General features: G+C 35.7%; 20 protein-coding genes. 11 read left to right on the top strand and 9 right to left on the bottom strand.

Going from position 1 to position 18,486, the window contains the following annotated elements; translation table 11 throughout:
• The first annotated feature begins 1 nt into the window (after window position 1).
• The 4 genes from AACZ92_RS04260 to AACZ92_RS04245 all read left to right on the top strand — a co-directional run bounded on the left by AACZ92_RS04260 (window position 2) and on the right by AACZ92_RS04245 (window position 3,754).
• Window positions 2–1,225 (top strand): Nramp family divalent metal transporter, encoded by a 1,224-nt coding sequence (locus tag AACZ92_RS04260; RefSeq protein WP_339697480.1) that lies wholly within the window; start codon window positions 2–4, stop codon window positions 1,223–1,225.
• Between the two features lie 147 nt (window positions 1,226–1,372).
• Window positions 1,373–2,185, top strand: a complete 813-nt coding sequence (gene pxpA, locus AACZ92_RS04255; protein ID WP_339697479.1) for a 5-oxoprolinase subunit PxpA — start codon at window positions 1,373–1,375, stop codon at window positions 2,183–2,185.
• The gene (gene pxpB / locus AACZ92_RS04250; RefSeq protein WP_339697477.1) at window positions 2,182–2,907 is read left to right on the top strand and encodes a 5-oxoprolinase subunit PxpB; all 726 of its coding nucleotides are present in this window, start codon (window positions 2,182–2,184) and stop codon (window positions 2,905–2,907) included. Before pxpA ends, pxpB begins: the two co-directional genes overlap by 4 nt.
• The gene (locus tag AACZ92_RS04245) at window positions 2,900–3,754 is read left to right on the top strand and encodes a biotin-dependent carboxyltransferase family protein (protein ID WP_339697475.1); all 855 of its coding nucleotides are present in this window, start codon (window positions 2,900–2,902) and stop codon (window positions 3,752–3,754) included. The genes pxpB and AACZ92_RS04245 overlap by 8 nt, the downstream gene beginning before the upstream one ends.
• Here AACZ92_RS04245 and AACZ92_RS04240 read toward each other — a convergent pair.
• From AACZ92_RS04240 to AACZ92_RS04220, 5 genes are all read right to left on the bottom strand, one after another.
• Complete coding sequence (locus AACZ92_RS04240; protein ID WP_339697473.1) at window positions 3,749–6,358, bottom strand: hypothetical protein; 2,610 nt, start codon at window positions 6,356–6,358, stop codon at window positions 3,749–3,751. The two genes, AACZ92_RS04245 and AACZ92_RS04240, sit on opposite strands and share 6 nt — an antisense overlap.
• Before the next feature lie 33 nt (window positions 6,359–6,391).
• On the bottom strand, window positions 6,392–6,943 hold the full coding sequence (locus AACZ92_RS04235) for a hypothetical protein (protein ID WP_339697471.1): 552 nt from the start codon (window positions 6,941–6,943) through the stop codon (window positions 6,392–6,394).
• 63 nt (window positions 6,944–7,006) lie between these two features.
• Window positions 7,007–7,447 (bottom strand): phage tail protein, encoded by a 441-nt coding sequence (locus tag AACZ92_RS04230; protein ID WP_339697469.1) that lies wholly within the window; start codon window positions 7,445–7,447, stop codon window positions 7,007–7,009.
• Window positions 7,448–7,458: 11 nt separating this feature from the next.
• Window positions 7,459–8,889 carry a phage tail sheath C-terminal domain-containing protein gene (locus AACZ92_RS04225; protein WP_339697467.1) on the bottom strand — a complete coding sequence of 477 codons (1,431 nt, stop codon included), beginning with the start codon at window positions 8,887–8,889 and terminating at the stop codon, window positions 7,459–7,461.
• Window positions 8,890–8,899: 10 nt separating this feature from the next.
• Window positions 8,900–9,772, bottom strand: coding sequence for a hypothetical protein (locus AACZ92_RS04220; protein ID WP_339697465.1), 873 nt, complete (start codon window positions 9,770–9,772; stop codon window positions 8,900–8,902).
• 229 nt (window positions 9,773–10,001) lie between these two features.
• Between AACZ92_RS04220 and AACZ92_RS04215 the strand changes: the two genes are divergently transcribed.
• Genes AACZ92_RS04215 through AACZ92_RS04200 form a run of 4 tightly spaced genes read left to right on the top strand, consistent with a single transcriptional unit; the run spans window position 10,002 to window position 12,471 of the window.
• Complete coding sequence (locus AACZ92_RS04215) at window positions 10,002–10,358, top strand: hypothetical protein (RefSeq protein ID WP_339697463.1); 357 nt, start codon at window positions 10,002–10,004, stop codon at window positions 10,356–10,358.
• A gap of 13 nt (window positions 10,359–10,371) precedes the next feature.
• Window positions 10,372–11,079, top strand: a complete 708-nt coding sequence (locus AACZ92_RS04210) for a hypothetical protein (RefSeq protein WP_339697461.1) — start codon at window positions 10,372–10,374, stop codon at window positions 11,077–11,079.
• Window positions 11,052–11,828, top strand: coding sequence for a histidine kinase (locus AACZ92_RS04205; protein ID WP_339697459.1), 777 nt, complete (start codon window positions 11,052–11,054; stop codon window positions 11,826–11,828). The genes AACZ92_RS04210 and AACZ92_RS04205 overlap by 28 nt, the downstream gene beginning before the upstream one ends.
• The gene (locus AACZ92_RS04200; RefSeq protein WP_339697457.1) at window positions 11,821–12,471 is read left to right on the top strand and encodes a response regulator transcription factor; all 651 of its coding nucleotides are present in this window, start codon (window positions 11,821–11,823) and stop codon (window positions 12,469–12,471) included. The genes AACZ92_RS04205 and AACZ92_RS04200 overlap by 8 nt, the downstream gene beginning before the upstream one ends.
• On the opposite strand, the gene AACZ92_RS04195 is transcribed toward AACZ92_RS04200, so the two are convergent.
• Entirely contained in the window at window positions 12,468–13,169 is a 702-nt protein-coding gene (locus AACZ92_RS04195) for an RNA pseudouridine synthase (RefSeq protein WP_339697498.1), read from the bottom strand. The genes AACZ92_RS04200 and AACZ92_RS04195 overlap by 4 nt on opposite strands.
• Before the next feature lie 25 nt (window positions 13,170–13,194).
• Complete coding sequence (gene panB / locus AACZ92_RS04190) at window positions 13,195–14,013, bottom strand: 3-methyl-2-oxobutanoate hydroxymethyltransferase (protein WP_339697455.1); 819 nt, start codon at window positions 14,011–14,013, stop codon at window positions 13,195–13,197.
• Between the two features lie 72 nt (window positions 14,014–14,085).
• Between panB and AACZ92_RS04185 the strand changes: the two genes are divergently transcribed.
• A complete protein-coding gene (locus AACZ92_RS04185) occupies window positions 14,086–14,547 on the top strand; it encodes a nuclear transport factor 2 family protein (protein WP_339697453.1) in 462 nt (153 codons plus the stop codon).
• 7 nt (window positions 14,548–14,554) lie between these two features.
• On the opposite strand, the gene AACZ92_RS04180 is transcribed toward AACZ92_RS04185, so the two are convergent.
• On the bottom strand, window positions 14,555–15,979 hold the full coding sequence (locus tag AACZ92_RS04180) for an L-serine ammonia-lyase (RefSeq protein WP_339697451.1): 1,425 nt from the start codon (window positions 15,977–15,979) through the stop codon (window positions 14,555–14,557).
• Window positions 15,980–16,036: 57 nt separating this feature from the next.
• Here AACZ92_RS04180 and AACZ92_RS04175 point away from each other — a divergent pair, with 57 nt between their 5' ends.
• Complete coding sequence (locus AACZ92_RS04175) at window positions 16,037–16,453, top strand: S24 family peptidase (RefSeq protein WP_339697449.1); 417 nt, start codon at window positions 16,037–16,039, stop codon at window positions 16,451–16,453.
• A gap of 5 nt (window positions 16,454–16,458) precedes the next feature.
• Window positions 16,459–17,721: a Y-family DNA polymerase gene (locus AACZ92_RS04170; RefSeq protein ID WP_339697447.1), complete on the top strand. Its 1,263-nt coding sequence runs from the start codon at window positions 16,459–16,461 to the stop codon at window positions 17,719–17,721.
• Here the strand turns inward: AACZ92_RS04170 and AACZ92_RS04165 are convergent.
• A complete protein-coding gene (locus AACZ92_RS04165) occupies window positions 17,714–18,472 on the bottom strand; it encodes an SDR family oxidoreductase (RefSeq protein ID WP_339697445.1) in 759 nt (252 codons plus the stop codon). The two genes, AACZ92_RS04170 and AACZ92_RS04165, sit on opposite strands and share 8 nt — an antisense overlap.
• Window positions 18,473–18,486 lie beyond the last annotated feature (14 nt).

Below are 18,486 nucleotides of genomic sequence, written 5' to 3'. Positions count from 1 at the left end.
GGTGAAAAACATATTTAAAAATATAGGTCCAGGTGCATTAATAGCAGCGGCATTTATAGGTCCGGGAACCGTTACTGTCTGTGTTTTAACCGGTGTTGAATTTGGTTTCACATTGTTATGGGCTATGGTTTTATCGATCATTGCCACGATTGTGTTGCAAGAGATGGCCATTCGGTTAGGATTGGTATATGGAAAAGGTTTAGCGGAAGCGGTACGGAGCGAAATTCCTTTAAAAACGGTGCGAATTGTTGCTATACTCCTTATTCTTTCAGCAATATTAATAGGGAATGCCGCGTATGAAGCCGGGAACATCAGCGGCGGAATGTTAGGCTTAGAAACTATTTTTACGGAATCTACTGTTTTAATAGGTAGTTTAGAACTTAACTACTTAAGCATGTTAATAGCAGGAATTGCTTTTATTTTGCTTTTTATTGGAAATTATAAAGTAATTGAACGAAGTCTTGTCGTATTAGTCATATTGATGAGCATTTCATTTTTAGTAACAGCTATTGTAACCAATCCCAATTGGATAGAAGTCTTAAAGGGTATGTTTATGCCTTCAATCCCTAAAGAAGGTGTGCTAGCTATCATTGCTTTAGTAGGAACGACAGTGGTACCTTATAATCTGTTTTTACATGCCTCTTTGGTGAAGGAAAAATGGAATGGCAAAGAAGAATTACAAGCTGCCCGAACCGATTTATATGTATCTATCATTTTGGGCGGGTTGGTGTCTATTGCCATTATTATTTGTGCCGCTTCTATTAAAAATTCAGAAATTAGCAATGCAGCCGATTTGGCAAAAAGTATAGAACCGCTTTTTGGCAGCTTTGCAAAATACTTTTTAAGTATTGGTTTGTTTGCCGCCGGGATTTCCTCAGCAATTACAGCGCCTTTAGCAGCTGCATATGTAGCCAGAGGTTGCTTTGATTGGGAACTTAGTTTAAAATCTAAAAAATTTCGTGCCGTTTGGATGCTTGTATTGTTAACGGGTGTCATATTTTCTTCAGTAGGCTTCAAACCTATTGAAGTTATCCAATTTGCACAAGTAGCCAACGGAATTTTACTACCCGTAATTGCAGGGTTTTTAGTGTGGGTGGTTAATAAAGAATCAGTTTTAGGAACCTATAAAAATAATAAAGCTCAAAACGCTATAGGAATCATCATCGTACTTATTGCACTTGTGTTAGGCCTTCGAAGCCTCTCAAAAGTATTTTTTGATGTTTGATAGAATATAATAATTTTAGAAAAAGGTGGCTGAGTGATTTTATGGCGGAAGATACAGAATGAAACAGTAGACTTTCAATCCATAAAATTGTATCGAAGCTACCGATTAATTGATGATTATTTTTTACCTTAATGATAAATAATCAATGTGGCTGAGCCCTTCGACCATGCTCAGGACAGGCAGAGTCGAAGCCCAGGAGATAAAACTAGAAACTTGAATAAAGAAACCAAACATATAGACATCAACGCAGACCTAGGCGAAGGTAGTGGCTTTGACGAAGCCATCATGCCGTTAATCTCTTCGTGCAGTATTGCTTCTGGAGGGCATTTTGGAACAGAAAAAACAATGCGGACCGCTATTAGGTTGGCAAAGCAACACAACGTAAAAATTGGAGTGCATCCCTCGTTTCCCGACAAGGACAACTTTGGAAGAAAGATTATCACGATGACAAAAAACGAGTTGACACAAACCGTTTTTAATCAACTGATACAGTTTTTTGCACTCTGCGAAACCGAAGGAGCTACCATCAATCACGTAAAACTGCACGGCGCTCTGTATAATTATGCGGCGAAAGACGCCCCAACGGCAGATGCTGTAGTAGAAGCCGTATTGCAAACAAAAGTGCGTCCTAAATTGTACGTACAACACAACTCCGTTTTGCATCGCAAAGCAGAAAATTTATTGCCACTAGAATTTGAAGCTTTTATAGATAGGCGTTATAACAACGACCTCTCTTTGGTTTCACGGAGTGAAGAGGGAGCGCTTATAGAAAGTCCTAAAGACGCCTGGGAACAACTTTTTAAAATGGTTTCTGAAAGAAAAATTCAAACTATTAACAGTATGGCTAAACCAATTACTGCCTCCACATATTGCATTCACGGTGATAACCAACATTCGATTGAAATTTTGCATCACATCCACAAACAAATGAGGGTTAAAGGCTTAACTTTAGATCGATGAAACAACCAACTATAAAACCATTTGGCGAACAAGCCATATTGATTGAGTGGAAACCATCTGTTGACAATAAAACATTGACAGCTGTTTTACAGGTTAAGCAACTTGTTTTGCAAACCTATACAAAAGAGGTCCTTGAAACGGTCCCTGCGTACAGCTCATTGGCAGTGTTTTTAAAAAAAGGAGTGCAGCAATACGATTTTATCAATCAACTATCAAAAAAACTGAAAAAGATACCCAAAGCACAATCGGAAATTTCTCGGGTATTACATATTCCGGTTTGCTATAATCCAAAATTTGCGTTGGATATTGAAGACGTTGCAAAAACAAATAATTTAACTACTTCTGAAGTAATAGAACTTCATACCAAACCTACCTATAAAGTTTATTTTTTGGGATTTCTACCCGGTTTTCCGTACTTAGGTGGCTTAGACAAACGCTTACAAACACCACGGAAACAAACTCCAAGAGAAATAATCGAAGCTGGATCTGTTGCAATTGGTGGATCGCAAACGGGAGTCTATACTTCTTCTTCTCCTGGAGGGTGGAACATTATCGGTAAAAGTCCGCTAAACTATTTTTCAATAGAGAAGAACCCACCCGCTTTATTAAAAGCTGGAGATTTTATAAAATTTATCCCAATTTCAGAAGACGAATACCGTAAAATTAAAGTGGAAGTCGATGCAGATATCTACACAATAGGAGAGGAGGCAAAACATGGTTGAAGTATTAAAACCAGGTCTTTTTACAAGCATACAAGATAAAGGAAGAACGGGCTACCGTCGGTTGGGTGTGCCTCTAAGCGGAGCGATGGACACTGTTTCCGCGGCTATGGCTAATAAACTTTTGGACAACTCAACCCAAGCTGCCGTTATGGAATTTACGATGATGGGCCCTAGACTTCAATTTAAAGCTCCCACGTTTATAGCGATCTGCGGAGCTGGTTTTCATGCAACAATCAACGATGTGCCCATAGAGTTGGGTAAAGCCACAGAAATTTCTGAAAACAATGTTTTGAAAATTGACCATCCCGACTTTGGAAACTATGGTTATCTGGCAGTTTTAGGTGGTTTTAAAACTGAAATTATATTGGGTAGCCGAAGCTTTTATAACAACATCACAAAAAAGAAACGATTAGAGAAAGGAGATGTTTTGAAATTTTCAACTACTACTTCTAAAAAAATAGTTAGACATGCTTCTTTTTCAATAGATGAACATCATTTTAATGATGAAGCAATAGAAGTATATCCAGGACCTGAATTTGATTTACTTCCGAAGAAATTTCAGAAGATAATAATGGATACTACATTGAAAATAGGTTCACAAAGTAGTCGTATGGCGTATGTAATAGAAGGTTTGGAGGATATTTCAGCAAAAGAAATAATAACAGCTCCAGTGCAGCCAGGAACGGTGCAGTTGACGCCTTCAGGCAAAAGTGTGGTATTAATGCGCGATGCCCAAACTACTGGTGGTTATTCACGAATACTGCAATTAACAGAACAAGCTATTTGTAGACTTGCCCAAAAGCGGGTGGGAAAAACGGTTTATTTCAAATTAATCGAACACCTATAAAGACAACTGCGGCGCTTTGTTTTCTTCTATTTTCTTGGTGTTGATAATACTTTCAATTTCTTCAAACTGTTCGGTAAGTATGGGGTGTTTCAGTATCGCTTTCACATAATTTATGCTGCTTTTACTTAAATGGCGGGATAATGTTGGTTCATAATACTCCCAAGGCTCGAAGAAGGATTTATTTTGCTTCTCAGTAAGCGAAAGGATAAGGTTGTTCTCTTCAGAAAGAAATATTTTAAGAGTGTTTTCAATGTTTGCTGAAAGTATAAATCCATTTAAATGAGCTTCAATATCATTAAAAGTTACCTTATGCGGCATCATAATCTTGAAATACCGAGTGGAACCATCGCTTGTTTTTTCAAGGCTCGTAACGTAATCACTTAAATATCCGGGAATTTTATCAAGGTTTAAACCCGTTTCTAAATCGGCAATGATGTTGTCTGTCTCATTTTCGTTGATGGCAATGTGATCAATGTAATATTGTTTTTTGAATTTCTTTATTAGATGGTCTATATACAAGCTTTTACTATTAATTATCTCGATATACCCAATCTGTTTGTCTCCCAGTACTTTTTTGTCACGGGCTAAATAGTTATGAACATCCAGACACCCTAACAAGCCGCTATTGTCAATGGCCCCAGCATCGATAAAATAGCCATAACCAGGGATTTTTGCTGCCGGGCTGAAAACAGGAAAACGGTTGGTGGTTGATACTGCTTGATAATAGGGGATGGTTTCATTGTTGGTAAGATCGGCCAGATTTATTGCAAAAGGGAAGATTTCTTCAAAATTATTTTGCTTAACAGACCAAAGAATACCGCGACTACCTTGTGTTCCTGCTGTGTTCATTATCAATGAAGGAAAATAACCGTTTTTGTTAAATGCCTCTTTCCAATAATCCCTGAATGAGGTTTTAGAGAGCCTAGTGCTGTTTATATCTTGAATTTCATTCTGATACTTACGCATAGCATAATACGGCCGGTCACGTAAGCCAAAACGTTGACTAAAAGGCCATATTTTTCGGTAGGAATCGAGCCCGAACGTTAGGGAAAGATCTAGGGAGGTATAATTTTGTGCTGCCAGGTGGTCAATTTTCTTTTGAATTTCTTCAAAATCAAGCCCGTTTTCTTTATACAGTCCAGTATATAAAGCTAAACCCAAAGACCCGCCTGAGGCCCCAGAAAGCGCAATGGTCTGGTTTAGTAACTTGCCTTCAGTATTTTTTTGAAGCATATTTACTACATTTAGCGTCCAAACGTTGGCCTTAAGTCCGCCACCATGTGAAGCGATAAAAAACAGGGTGTTGTCATCTTTGGCTCGTAAACTGTCGATAAAAACAGCTTCGGTAATTTCGGTTTTTGAGTTTTTTACTCGATCCAGTTGGTGGGTTTTAACCTCAATAGGAGCAAAAAAAGTAATGATAAATAAGGCGATGACAGTTCCCAATACAATAAAGATTCCTTTGTATAATTGTGATCCAAAGAGATTGAGTTTTTTGGTTACAAAAAAGTATTTGCCCAAGCTTGCTACAATAAAATAATAGAAATAGAAAAATGCCAGTAGTATTGGTATTCCATTAAGCAGCGACCAGTCTTTAATACTCGCAATGGTTGAAAAAACGATGATGATAAACGCAACCAAAAAATTAAGGTTGTACATAACCAGGTAATTTTCAGAGCGTTCCAGGAAAAGTAGATTTTTAATGCAAAATTTAAAAGGAACAAATGCTTTGGAAGTGCCCATTGCATTGTAAACAAGTGTTAATTTGGTTCGCAATAACCTAAAAAACACGTAATTAAACATAAGGGCATAGCTGGTAAGAAGCAACAAAATAAACCCTCCGGGGCTAAAGTTGCCTACTAGTAACGTCAAAGCCAACAACAGAAAGCATGCAAGCGCCAAAATTACATACCAAATCCCTAGTTTTCTATAGAGCTTATTTATTTTATTGAGACTTTTTTGATGCTTTTTTTCTGAAGCTACACCTTCTTTGGCATCAAGTGTTTTTTTAAGTGCTGTAAATTTTTCCTTATAAAAGATGTAAACAACAAAGGGAACAAGTAGTAGCACGTACATAACACTCTTAACCGGTGCGAAGGGAAAGGAATCAAAAAGTAAGTTTGGTGAAAAACTACTGATTATAAAATGAACCCAAACACAATGGATCAATATTCCGATGGAATACCGTAGGTAATTAGCCCAGTTATCCGGCTTATAGTTAGATTCTGGGTTAGTCGTGAAAACAAAAATGGGAAACTTCTTAAAAGGCCAAAAGGGGATTGGATTGGTTTTGTGCCAATTGGTGTAATCTCTTGAATCATTTAAATCTGCCGCATAATAAGTGTAAATAGGGTAGTGAGAAAGAACCAAAGCCAAGGCATTAATAAGAAAGAAACATAGCAATAGAGAAAACTTGCTAGTTTCCATCATATCGACCAACATTGTCAATGCTTGATCCATTTGTGTTAATAACAACAGGATAATTACAATGACAATCAAGCTTAAAACAGCAGATTTAAAAAAGTTTTTAAATGAGCGTATAAAGTGATTGATTCCATTTACAAAATGGACAAAGATAGATGTCTTTTGTTTTTTTGTATTCATAAAACAACGGTAACTCGTTATTAAAGATACTTATTAATTATAGTTAAAATGAGTTGCATTCTTTTTTTTGTCACCACTGTTTATTGAAATAGGAGGGGTGAACAACCTTTTTTTTTCTGTTTTTAATTTGGATAATGTCACGCCGAAATTAAGCGTTTCAAAAATTGTTTTTTTAGAATATTCCTTTGAAGTTTCTTTAATTAATTTATGAAGTCCAAGCTGGAAATCTTCTAGATTTTTATGACAAAAAAACAGCATCCAAAAATATATTTTGTATTTTGATTCACGTAAGGATTTAGGTATCTTTAAAATATGCGTCTTACTCGTTTTAGGCGCGCCTAAAAATTTAATTAAAATATTTATAATGTTTTGATTATCAATTTTTTTAATTAAATTAATTAAAGTCTTAGTTTGATTTAAATTTGAGTTCACACTTATATTACTTTCTTCTATAATTACTATGTTTTCAATGCTTTTTTTATCTAAAAATGAAGTGTTTTCGAGTGTGCACATATGTATTTTAGTTTGTAAGAAAGACACTAATTCTTCTTCTATTTTGTTTGTATTTATTTCAGTTTTAATCATGATTTATTTGGTTTTATTTTGAGTATTATAAACTGTAATTTTCTATTTTTTTAACCTGAATAACTAAACTAGTTTAAAATAATTATATGCTAATTCCATGGTATCAATAGCAAGACTATTTTCTTTTTCTATCTGTTTTTTTACCGTCCATTTTACTGGATATGCACGTATAATATTCCAAGCTAAAACAGATTCTTTTTTACCGTTTACCAGTTTAACTTTTAAATCGGTTGGAGAAAATTGATATTGATCTATTGCTTTTTTACACCATTCAATCACTTTTAAATCTTTTAATAGTACTCCTTTTAATATAAGATTTGGAAAACGTGTTCGGGATGGAAAAAAATGTTTAAACTCTTTTTCTGGGTTTTTAACTAAGTTTTCAACATCTATATGAACCGTAAGACCAGAAACCGATTTGAATTGTGCATTGCTTTCTCTTTTTTCATTTTCAAAGAAATGAACATTAAGGTAAAATTGTTTTTGTGCAATTGTTTTGTTCATATTTTCAGCTTTTAATTTTGTTGCATCTTATATGTTAGTTGCATTGTGATAAACTCTGCGGGTCGTATCGGGGCGATACCAAGTTCAATTATTAAAAGGCCGTCCAGTATGTCGTTTTGTGTCATACTTTGCCCTAAGCCGATACTTACATAAAAAGCACGACTAGGAGTATTACCGCTTAAAGCACCATCTCGCCATTGAAGCATTAAAAAATTTTCGATTAGTACCTTTAATTTTTGCCAAGTGGTATTGTTGTTTTGTTCATTTAAATAACTGTTAACCACTCTGTTTATAGATGTTTCAACCATAATACCAAAGCGTCTTACCGAAACATACCGCCATTCATTATCATTACCTGCCAATGTACGAGCTCCCCATACCAAAATGCCACTACCTTGAAATTCCCTGATGGCATTAATTGATTTTCCTGAAGGGTGAACATTCAGGGTTTCTTGTTCGAGATCTGTTATACTTTGGGTGGTTTCTATACATCCATTTACTGAAACGTTTGCCGGCGCCTTCCATACACCTCTGTTTTTATCTACTCTTTCATAAATACCTGCCATCGCGCTACTTGATGGTAGGGTGACTGTCGTTTGGTCGAGCTGGCTTTTTATATCGTTAAACAAAATGGTATTTTCGTGACTTCCTCCAATTTTTAAGTCAGCAAGTGACAATCCGTTAAATGAGCCAAGGTTTTGAATTCCCGTTTCATCGACACTTGTATGTTCTATGGCTATATCACCATCTTTAAAAGCATACGGGAAAAGCGTTTTTAGATATGGATAATATATAGCACCGTATTTTAAAAGCTCGGTATCATTTCCTAAGGTGTTGGTATTACGTACTGTGGTAGGATTATTTTCGTAGGTGTCTGCAATTACAAACCGATCTTTAAGCTGTTTTGCTTGTTGCAATGCTTGGTGTATCAAATCATAGTAATTATAAGCAGTTGAAATGTTCACCGCATCTGGAAATACCAACAAAGTAGGTTCTTTATAATTTTCAAGGACAGAGAAACCATCCACAAGTTGGCTTTTTGAAACCGTTGTATTGTTATAATCTCCCACAGAAATTATGTAGCAGGATGTTCCGCCATTAATAAAGTATAGTTGTAAAGCATAATACATTGTAAATGGACTTGGAGCACTATTGTGTGTGCTTATTTTGCGGTCCTGTGTTTGTGTAAGGCCATTATTGTTTAATGTATCTGTAATAGTAACTGTGAGGTTTTTTTCGTTTTGTGATACCCCAAAGAAGTCTTCATACTCAAGAAGGGAGGATATTTTTGTAGGTAAGTTGGTGAGGTCTTGGCCACTTTTTTCAGCTTTTTCAGTATAGCCAATGAAAGCAGGAATGGCAGTTTCTACTTGTGTTATTGCGGTAGTGTTATAGCTTATGTTAGTACTATGGAAACTAAATGGTTTGCGGGGTTTTTTCATGTGCCTTTGCTTAATTAATGTAGATTTCATAAATTGTTTTGGTAATATTACCCAGCGGGTCTTTTTCAACGATGAGCCGGGTAGGGCAAGCTGGTGGTTGTTCCCGACTATTAAACTTGTAGTCAATCTTACCGTTTTTCACTAAAGGCAACTCGGTAGGTTCGGTTGAATGTACAAGCGTATTATTAAGTGCATTTTTATAGTGCCAAATGGTTTTGCGGTTGGCAAACTGAATTTTAAATTTTTTCGATTCAACGCTAAGTTCATCTTTCTTACTTAGTAATTTTCTTTTGTTAGCGGTATAAGTTTGCAAGTTGTCGTCTGTAATATTTAAAGAGATTACTCCAAATAGGCTTTCCATCTCTTCTTCTGAAAACTGCTTCCGTATGCTTTTCCAGGTGGTTTCAGAAATTTTAAAATCTGAAATGGGATGTTTTGTTTCTGCTACATCTATATACGTGAAATTATTGTTTTCTGAAGCAGGCTTTGTATTAGAAAAGTAAAAAGGAACAACAGGAATGGCATTTACTGTTGAGTAATTTTCAAATAAAAAGTCATTGATATATAGTAAAAAGGATAGGTTGAAGTTCTCTAAAACAGGAATTTTTGGAATGTAATTTTGCGCTTCTTCTGAAATCTCTTCAACCTGGATTAATAGTGTAAAACCTGTTTCGGTAGGTTTAAAAATTATCTTATGTGCATTAAGATAATGATATGTTTCTTCAGAAGGAACAACGTCAATAAACTCCCGTGCATCATAGTTGGAAAGTTGCTTTTCTTTTAGTTTTTCTGAAATATCAAAAGGAACGAGGCCATCATTTAAAAAATATTCGTGATAAATATCTAGGCTGCAAAGTGGTTTATATGTAATTAAAAAATTCAAGTTGTCTAATATTGGTACAACACAAATTTAAAGTGTAATTGTTTGTATTTCAGCAGGTAATTAACTTGAAAAATAGAAGGTTTTTCTTTAAAAAAATAGGCATATCCCTTAATAGCAAATAGGGAAAATCCTTATTTCAATGAGGGATTTTTCCTAATTCACACCTTTAATGTATCAACAAAGCAAGAAATTGTATACATTGCTTTACTAACTAACCAAAATTATAAAGATGGCTAAACCAGCAAAATGTATTAGTGTTGACCAGGCAAGACAATTGCAAGATAATTGGATAAGCACGAGAGCATTAGAAATTGAACGTGCCCAAGGGAATGTTGATACCCGTGAGTTTTTTTATACAGTAGATGAATTACAGGAGTATTTAGATTACGTTAAAGAGTTATCTAAAAAACAAAAAATCGATAACCCTGGAATCAGGATTTATTTTGCGGCTTATGATGACATTTCAGATGATAAAGCAACTGTTTTCTTAGCACCTACAGAAGGGGCTACACCGAGTTCTAATATTAATTATAATATTGATCCTTTTAATAAAAGTATAGGAGGTTGGCCGCCTAAAAGCTATTAAAACCTGTGTTATTTTGAAAGAATTCTTAGTATATGCCTTTCCTATTACAACTATAGAACTTTTGGCAGCTGTAGCGGGGCTTTTTTTGATTAGTAAGCGTAAAACCGATGCGGCAACAAAATATTTTATTTATTTTTTGTGTTTTACTGTTTTAGTTGAAATTGTGGGCTACTATGCACCACTAGCTTATTTTTCAGGTTATAAATTGTTCTACTTTGTAGAAGGAACCGTTTTTGAAAACAATTATTGGTTGTACAACATCAATTCAATAATTAGTTATGTTATATATGTAAGTTACTTTAAGTGGCAATTAAACAGTCCCAGAATCCGTACCTTTTTAAATGTAATATTGGTGCTTTTTGTGATTTCTTGTATGTTAAACTTGATTTTTTCAGACGTTTATTTTATAGCATTTTCTTCGTTTACTGAAGTAATAGGAACAATTTTGGTGTTATTTTCAATAAGTCTGTATTACTATCAACTGTTGAATAGCGATGAGATTTTAAAGTTTGATAAATCACTTCCTTTTTATATTTCTTTAGGGGCTATTTTATTACATTTGGTTTTGACTCCTGTATTTATTTATAGCCATCATTTTGATTCTGAAAGTCCCGAATTTGTAGAATTGTACAAAACCATACTCCTTTTTACAAACCTATTGGTATATTTACTTTATACTATCGGATTTGTTATATGTCTAAAGAAGAAAGGCTTCTCATAATATACTTTATTGCAATATTGGTGCTTACCGTTGTTGTATCAGTAGTATTCTTTATCGCATTTCAACGACGAAAAAATAAATTATTGTTACGGCAAGCCGAGCAAAAGCGGCAATTTGAGAATGAAATCTCAAAATCTAGAATTGAGATTCAAGAACAGACCCTTAAAAACATTGCGTGGGAGTTGCACGACAACATTGGCCAATTGCTTTCTGTAGCAAATATCCAATTGAATATGATACTACCAACACTTCCTACAGAATTCCATAATCAATTACTAGAAACTAAATCTGTTGTACAGGAAACCGTTACCGAAGTACGGAGTCTTTCAAAAACTCTAAATAATGATGTTGTGTATAAAAATGGATTAGTTGAATCATTAAAAGTTGAATTAGAGCGATTTAATCGCCTCGACTTTTTAAATGCAACTTTAGAGATAACTGGTAAAATAAAAGAAATAGATAGAACCAACGAAATAATAATTTTCCGAATCCTTCAAGAGTTTTCTACTAACGTATTAAAACACGCCCGAGCAACAGAATTATTTGTACATTTAAATTATACAGAAACCTTTTTTCAAATTGAAGCAAGAGATAACGGTATTGGTTTTGACATGTCAGAGCAAAAAGGGAATTCTGGAATGGAAACCATGAAAAGCCGCGCTGAACTGTTAAAAGCTCAATTTTCGATAGATTCTAAAAAACAGGAAGGAACAATTTTACGCTTAAATTACCCTTATAAAAATGAATAAAACAACTTCTCACAACATAGTAATAGTAGATGATCATTCCTTGTTTGCTAGTTCATTAGAGAAACTAGTGAACTCTTTTGAAGAGTTTAATGTACTCTATCATGCCAAGAATGGTAAAGACTTGCAGCAAAAACTAAAACAGTACTCAGAGGTTCCTGAACTAATTTTATTAGACCTCAATATGCCAGTAATGGATGGTTTTGAGACGATGGAATGGTTACATGAAAACCAAAAAAGCATTAAAGTATTGGCGCTTACCATGGAAGATGATGAAAGAAAAATACTTAAAATGTTGAGTTTGGGTGCCAAGGGGTATTTGCTAAAAGATATTCATCCCGATAAACTAAATGAGGCCTTAGTGCAAACACTTAAAAAAGGATATTATCATTCAGAAAAAGTAGCTGAATCCTTGTTACATTCTTTACATTCAGATGAAACTGAAAAACCAGCATTTAAAGAACGGGAAATTGATTTTATGAAGTTAGCTTGTAGTGAAATGACCTATAAAGAAATTGCTGATAAAATGAATTTGAGCCCGAAAACCATTGATGGCTATCGCCAAGAACTTTTCAATAAATTGGATATTAAAAATAGGGTGGGCTTGGTGATTTATGCTTTAAAAAATGAGATTACAAAAATTTAATCACAGGCTTTCCATAACGGATCTTTAGGCAAAGGAGCAATAATGGTAAGTTTTTCTTTTTTAACGGGATGTACAAAGGTTAGCTTCCTAGAGTGCAAGTGAATACTCGCGTCTTTATTACTTCGGTCAAAACCGTATTTTAAATCACCTTTTATAGGGCTGCCTATTGCTGAAAGTTGGGAGCGTATTTGGTGATGACGTCCAGTTTCTAATTTTACTTCCAGCAAAAAATAATTATCCAACTTCTTTATAACCTGATAGTGGAGTATTCCTTTCTTACTATCAGGGACTTCGTTTATATGAGAATATGATTTGTTTTGCTTCGGATTTCTTTTCAAATAATGTATTAGGGTATCTGAAGCTTTTGGCGGTTCATTTTTAACTATGGACCAATAGGTTTTTTCAGTATCACGTTCAGCAAATAATTTATTTAAACGTGATAGGGCTTTCGAGGTACGTGCAAAAACAACAACCCCACTTGTAGGTCGGTCTAACCTATGTACCACGCCCAAATAAACAGCTCCAGGTTTATTGTATTTTTCAGCAATATATTCTTTAACAACTTCTGAAAGTGGTTTGTCACCAGTTTTATCACCTTGAACAATATCACCTGCACGTTTATTTACGATAAGCAGGTGATTGTCTTCAAATAAAACTTGTAAGTTATCTTTTGTAGATATGATTTTTTTTAAACTCAGCGGAATATTCTTTTGAAAATAAGTACTAGTATTGCTCTTTATCGCTAGGGAAATTACCGCTTTTTACATCATCAATGTAATTTTTAAAAGCGCCCGTCATTTCGGCATATAAATCTAAATACCGACGTAAAAAACGAGGATTGAACTCATGAGTCATCCCGACCATATCGTGTGTAACCAAAACTTGTCCATCCACTTCATTTCCGGCACCTATTCCTATAATTGGAATAGTTAATTCTTTGGCTACTTCAGCAGCTAATTTGGCAGGAACTTTTTCAAGTACAATAGCAAAACAGCCTATTTTTTCCAATAATTTAGCGTCAGCTTTTAGTTTTTCGGCTTCTTCATCTTCTTTTGCACGAACAGTGTAGGTTCCAAATTTATATATGGATTGTGGCGTAAGTCCTAAATGACCCATTACAGGAATTCCGGCGTTTAAAATTCGTTTAACCGATTCTTTTATTTCTTTCCCGCCTTCTAGTTTTACTGCGTGACCGCCGCTTTCTTTCATAATCCGAATAGCAGAGCGTAGCGCTTCTTTTGGGTCACTTTGGTAACTTCCGAAGGGAATATCAACAACAACCAGACTTCGTTCAATGGCTCTCACTACTGAACTGGCGTGGTAAATCATTTGGTCTAAGGTGATTGGCAACGTGGTTTCATGTCCAGCCATAACATTGGAGGCCGAATCACCTACTAGTATGACGTCTATGCCCGAGCCATCCACAATTTTTGCCATAGTAAAATCGTAGGCGGTGAGCATGGATATTTTTTCACCTTTCTTTTTCATATCCACCAAAGTTTTGGTGGTAATACGTTTGTATTCTTTTTTTGCGATCGACATATTTTTTTTCTTATTCTATCAATTAGAGTATAAAAATACTAATTTTGAAAGGAACCAAATAAATTTCTTAATATGAAAACTGTACTTTATCTGTTGTTTTTATTTACTCTGACTTCAGTTTTTGCTCAAAACGAACTTTCAGAAAACAATGCAAAAATAATTATAGGTGAATTTTTTAGAGGATTTCACGAGCGCGATACCGTTAGGATGAAAAGTGTCACTTCACCTCATTTACAATTGCGTACGTTTTATCTATCTAAAGATGGGGAAAACAAGGTGCGTTATTTGCGAATTGAAGATTTTTTAAAAGCTGTGGCAGCAAGACCTGAAGACCAAAAATGGGAAGAACGGTTACTAGATTACCAAGTACAGTCTGATGGTAACTTGGCTCATGTTTGGACACCGTATGAGTTTTACTTAAATGATGCGTTTAGCCATTGTGGGGCAAATTCGTTTACATTAACCTATACCGATGAAGGTTGGAAAATTATTTTAGTTTTAGACTCTAGGCGAATAGGTAGTTGCGATAATTAATGTAGCGTTAACAATCGCTCATATTTACACGTACCGCTAAGCCACCTTCGCTGGTTTCTTTGTATTTATTGCTCATATCTTTAGCAGTTTCCCACATCGTTTCAATAACCTTGTCTAATGGGACTTTTGCAGAAAGTGGATCACTATCAAGCGCCATCTCGCAAGCGTTAATGGCTTTTATAGCTCCCATAGCGTTTCGTTCAATACATGGTATTTGCACCAAACCGGCAATAGGATCACAGGTTAATCCGAGATGATGTTCCATAGCTATTTCAGCAGCCATTAAACATTGTTCTGGAGTTCCGCCCATTAATTCGGTCAAGGCACCAGCTGCCATTGAAGAAGAAACGCCAATCTCTGCTTGGCAACCGCCCATAGCAGCTGAAATGGTAGCTCCCTTTTTAAACAGGCTGCCAATTTCACCCGCAACTAACATAAACTTGCGAATATCTTTAAAATCAGCTTTATGGTTTTCAATAACCATATAATACATAATTACAGCTGGAATAACACCGGCACTTCCGTTTGTAGGTGCGGTAACCACTCTTCCTAACGAAGCATTTACTTCGTTAACCGAAAGTGCAAAACAGGATACCCATTTCAATATTTGTCTAAACTTTACTTCTGTACTTCTAATGGCTTCAATCCATTCTTGAGCATCATTATATGGGGCATCGCCTATTAAGTTCTTATGCATGTCAAAAGCACGTCGTTTTACATTAAGTCCGCCTGGTAATTTTCCTTCTGTATGGCAGCCTACATACATAGAATCTAGCATAACATTCCATATTTTTTGTAGACCCTCGTTTATTTCTTCTTCTGAACGAAGCGATTTTTCATTTTCCAGAACAATTTCGCTAATGGATTTCCCTTCGGCTTTACAATTAGATAGCAACTCAACACCGCTATGGACAGGAAACGGAAATTGTGCAAATTTCTGCTCCTTCATTTTTTTGTTCTTCCGTTCTTTCTTAATTACAAAACCACCACCAATAGAGTAGAAGGTAGCTGTTTTTTTAGAACCGTTAGTTAAATATGCATGAAATGTAATTCCGTTAGGATGAAAATCTAAAAATTTTCTGTTGAATTTAATATGTTCTTTTGGATTGAAATCAATCTCTTTTTCATCATTCAACCTAAGTTTATGGTTTGATGTGATAAAATCGATGGTCTCGTCAATTTTTTCAATAGGAAAAGTTACCGGGTCAAAACCACATAAACCAAGCATTGTAGCAACATCGGTAGCATGGCCTTTTCCAGTAAGAGATAGCGAACCGTATAAATTCACCTGCACTTTTTCTACTTGATTAAAATGACCTTTCTCAATCAATTCATCGACCCAACGTTCTGCAGCACGCCAAGGCCCTAAAGTGTGCGAACTTGAAGGTCCCACACCAATCTTTAACATATCAAAAACACTTATACTTTCCATAGGCTATAATATAACACAAATGTAAATTTTCTTTTATAGATTTTTGTTGAAAAGTATATGGAAATAATCCTATTTTTAAATGGATTATTTCCTAATTTTGTTTCTATGGAAATTACAACCTCTGGAAAATTACAGAAAGTGAAAAACCGCCATGCGCCTGAAGTCTCTAAACAAACAGGCTTTCCTAGCGCGGCTACACATTATTTAGAAGCACCTATCGATTTGCACAAAGAATTGATGCACAATCAGGATGCTACTTTTTTTATCCGGGTTGATGGTGATGGGTATACGGCATTCAAAATACATCATAACGATGTACTAATTGTAGACCGTTCTCTTAAGGCAACCCCCAATAGGCTCGCTTTGGTGGTTATAAATGGTGAGTTTTTATTGGTTCGTATTTCAGAAAAACCTTCAGAAGAAGAATATACCTTGTGGGGTGTTGTTACATACATAATTCATAATGCGCTATGATAGCTATGGTCGACTGCAATAGTTTTTACGCGTCGTGCGAACAAGTATTCCGTCCAGATTTGTGGGGGAAACCAGTAGTGGTATTAAGTAATAATGACGGTTGTATAATTGCAGCAAATAAGGAAGCAAAAGCGATAACCGACATCCCAATGTTTGAGCCGGTCTTCAAAATAAAAGATCAATTGATAAAAAACCGAGTAACGTTCTTCTCTTCCAATTACACTTTGTATGGCGAAATGTCGCAACGGGTTATGAATATATTAAAAACCTTTTCACCTATGGTTGAGGTGTACAGTATTGATGAATCTTTCGTAGAAGTAAGCGGGATGGATTACTTAAACCTTGAAAACTATGGACATGAAATAAAAGATACCATTAAACAATTAACCGGTTTGCCGGTAGGAGTGGGGATAGCGCCCACCAAGGTATTAGCAAAGTTAGCTAATAAAATGGCAAAGAAGATAGAAGGCTATGATCACGTATGTATAATTGATTCTGAAGAAAAACGGATTAAAGCCTTGCAGTGGGCAAAAACAAAAGACGTTTGGGGGTTGGGGAGAAAACACGTAGAGCGATTGAAGAATATAGGGGTATTTACGGCCTATGAATTTACCCAAAAGCCACTCGCTTGGGTTCGCAAAGAAATGACCGTGGTGGGTGAGCGATTATGGAGAGAATTACAAGGTGAACCGTGCATAGAGTTTACAGAAGTGCCTAAACCCAAAAAAGGAATCGGCACTGCTAAATCATTCGGAAAAAAACTGGAAGACTTGGAGCGTATCGAGGAAGCCTGCGCGTATTATATAAGTGAAGTGAGCGAAGTGCTACGTGCTCAAAATTCCTGTGCCACCTATGTACAGGTGTTTGTACATACCAATTACCATAGCAATGTTGATAAGCAATATTCTAATAGTATAACGGCAACGATGCCAATTCCTACCAATAATACGTTTCAGTTGATTTCTGAAGCGCGAAAAGCATTACATGAAATATACAAACCAGGCTATCGCTATAAAAAAGTAGGAGTGAATTTAAGCGGAATCATTCCGCAGGAATATGTGCAAGGTAATTTGTTTCATCAGCCATCTAAATTAAATAACCATAAGCTTATTCAAACGTTCGATAAGCTGAACAATAAGTATGGAAAGTCTACCGTAGCTTCAGCGATGACCGGAACACGTATGAACGAATGGGAACTCATTAAAAAAGAACGAAGTCCGCGATATACTACACAGTGGGAAGAATTGCTGAAAATTGAAGCTAAATAGCCGTAATACCAATCCCTCCATCAACTGAAATATTTTGTCCAGTAATGTACGATGATTTATCCATCGCTAAAAAAGCAATCACATTTGCCATTTCTTCAGCTTGTGCAACACGACCTAGTGGTGTGTGTTTTAAAACGGGTTCAATACGCTCCTTAATTTTAAGAAGTCCTTCCGTAAGCGGGGTTTGAGTAAACCAAGGCGACATGGCGTTGACGCGGATTCCATCTTTAGCCCATTCAGCAGCAAGGTTTTTAGTTTGCATCACCAACCCGGCTTTCGACATGCCGTAGGGAGATCCCGTATTCGTATCTAACACTCCAGAAACAGACGCAACGTTGACAATGGTTGCCTTACCGGGTTTTTGAAGAAACGGATGCAGTTTTCTGCTCAACTCAAAAGGTGCCGTCATATTAATGGCAATAACTTTTGAGATTTCTTCTTCTGAATAATCCAATGCTTTTTTTCGAATATTGATTCCTGCATTGTTTACAAGAATGTCCAAAGTATCCCAACGTTTTCGTACTTCGGAAACAATTGCTTCAATGCCGTCATTTTCTGAAACATCACTAACGACTCCAAAAGCGGCATGATTCTCTTTTTGTAGCTCGCCTTCAAAAGCTTTTACATCTTTTTCACTCCGTGCTGTAAAAATCACATCGGCACCGAGTGAAAGAAACTCTAAAACCGTTGCTTTACCAATTCCTTTGGTGCCTCCAGTTATAACCGTTTTTTTACCTTTTAAATTCCACATAATTATATTTTAAA

This window comes from uncultured Marixanthomonas sp. (genome assembly GCF_963974425.1).
Classification (GTDB): domain Bacteria; phylum Bacteroidota; class Bacteroidia; order Flavobacteriales; family Flavobacteriaceae; genus Marixanthomonas.
The sequence above is the reverse complement of the archived record's forward strand: the minus strand, read 5'-3'. Positions and strand labels throughout refer to the sequence as shown.

Bases quoted from the DNA above. Each gene is read 5' to 3' on its own strand.
- AACZ92_RS04215 (WP_339697463.1), top strand. From the start codon at position 10,002: ATGGCTAAACCAGCAAAATGTATTAGTGTTGACCAGGCAAGACAATTG.
- AACZ92_RS04225 (WP_339697467.1), bottom strand. From the start codon at position 8,889: ATGAAAAAACCCCGCAAACCATTTAGTTTCCATAGTACTAACATAAGC.
- AACZ92_RS04240 (WP_339697473.1), bottom strand. From the start codon at position 6,358: ATGAATACAAAAAAACAAAAGACATCTATCTTTGTCCATTTTGTAAAT.
- AACZ92_RS04165 (WP_339697445.1), bottom strand. From the start codon at position 18,472: ATGTGGAATTTAAAAGGTAAAAAAACGGTTATAACTGGAGGCACCAAA.
- AACZ92_RS04185 (WP_339697453.1), top strand. From the start codon at position 14,086: ATGAAAACTGTACTTTATCTGTTGTTTTTATTTACTCTGACTTCAGTT.
- AACZ92_RS04180 (WP_339697451.1), bottom strand. From the start codon at position 15,979: ATGGAAAGTATAAGTGTTTTTGATATGTTAAAGATTGGTGTGGGACCT.
- AACZ92_RS04175 (WP_339697449.1), top strand. From the start codon at position 16,037: ATGGAAATAATCCTATTTTTAAATGGATTATTTCCTAATTTTGTTTCT.
- AACZ92_RS04235 (WP_339697471.1), bottom strand. From the start codon at position 6,943: ATGATTAAAACTGAAATAAATACAAACAAAATAGAAGAAGAATTAGTG.
- AACZ92_RS04205 (WP_339697459.1), top strand. From the start codon at position 11,052: ATGTCTAAAGAAGAAAGGCTTCTCATAATATACTTTATTGCAATATTG.
- panB (WP_339697455.1), bottom strand. From the start codon at position 14,013: ATGTCGATCGCAAAAAAAGAATACAAACGTATTACCACCAAAACTTTG.
- AACZ92_RS04245 (WP_339697475.1), top strand. From the start codon at position 2,900: ATGGTTGAAGTATTAAAACCAGGTCTTTTTACAAGCATACAAGATAAA.
- AACZ92_RS04170 (WP_339697447.1), top strand. From the start codon at position 16,459: ATGGTCGACTGCAATAGTTTTTACGCGTCGTGCGAACAAGTATTCCGT.
- pxpB (WP_339697477.1), top strand. From the start codon at position 2,182: ATGAAACAACCAACTATAAAACCATTTGGCGAACAAGCCATATTGATT.
- AACZ92_RS04230 (WP_339697469.1), bottom strand. From the start codon at position 7,447: ATGAACAAAACAATTGCACAAAAACAATTTTACCTTAATGTTCATTTC.
- AACZ92_RS04200 (WP_339697457.1), top strand. From the start codon at position 11,821: ATGAATAAAACAACTTCTCACAACATAGTAATAGTAGATGATCATTCC.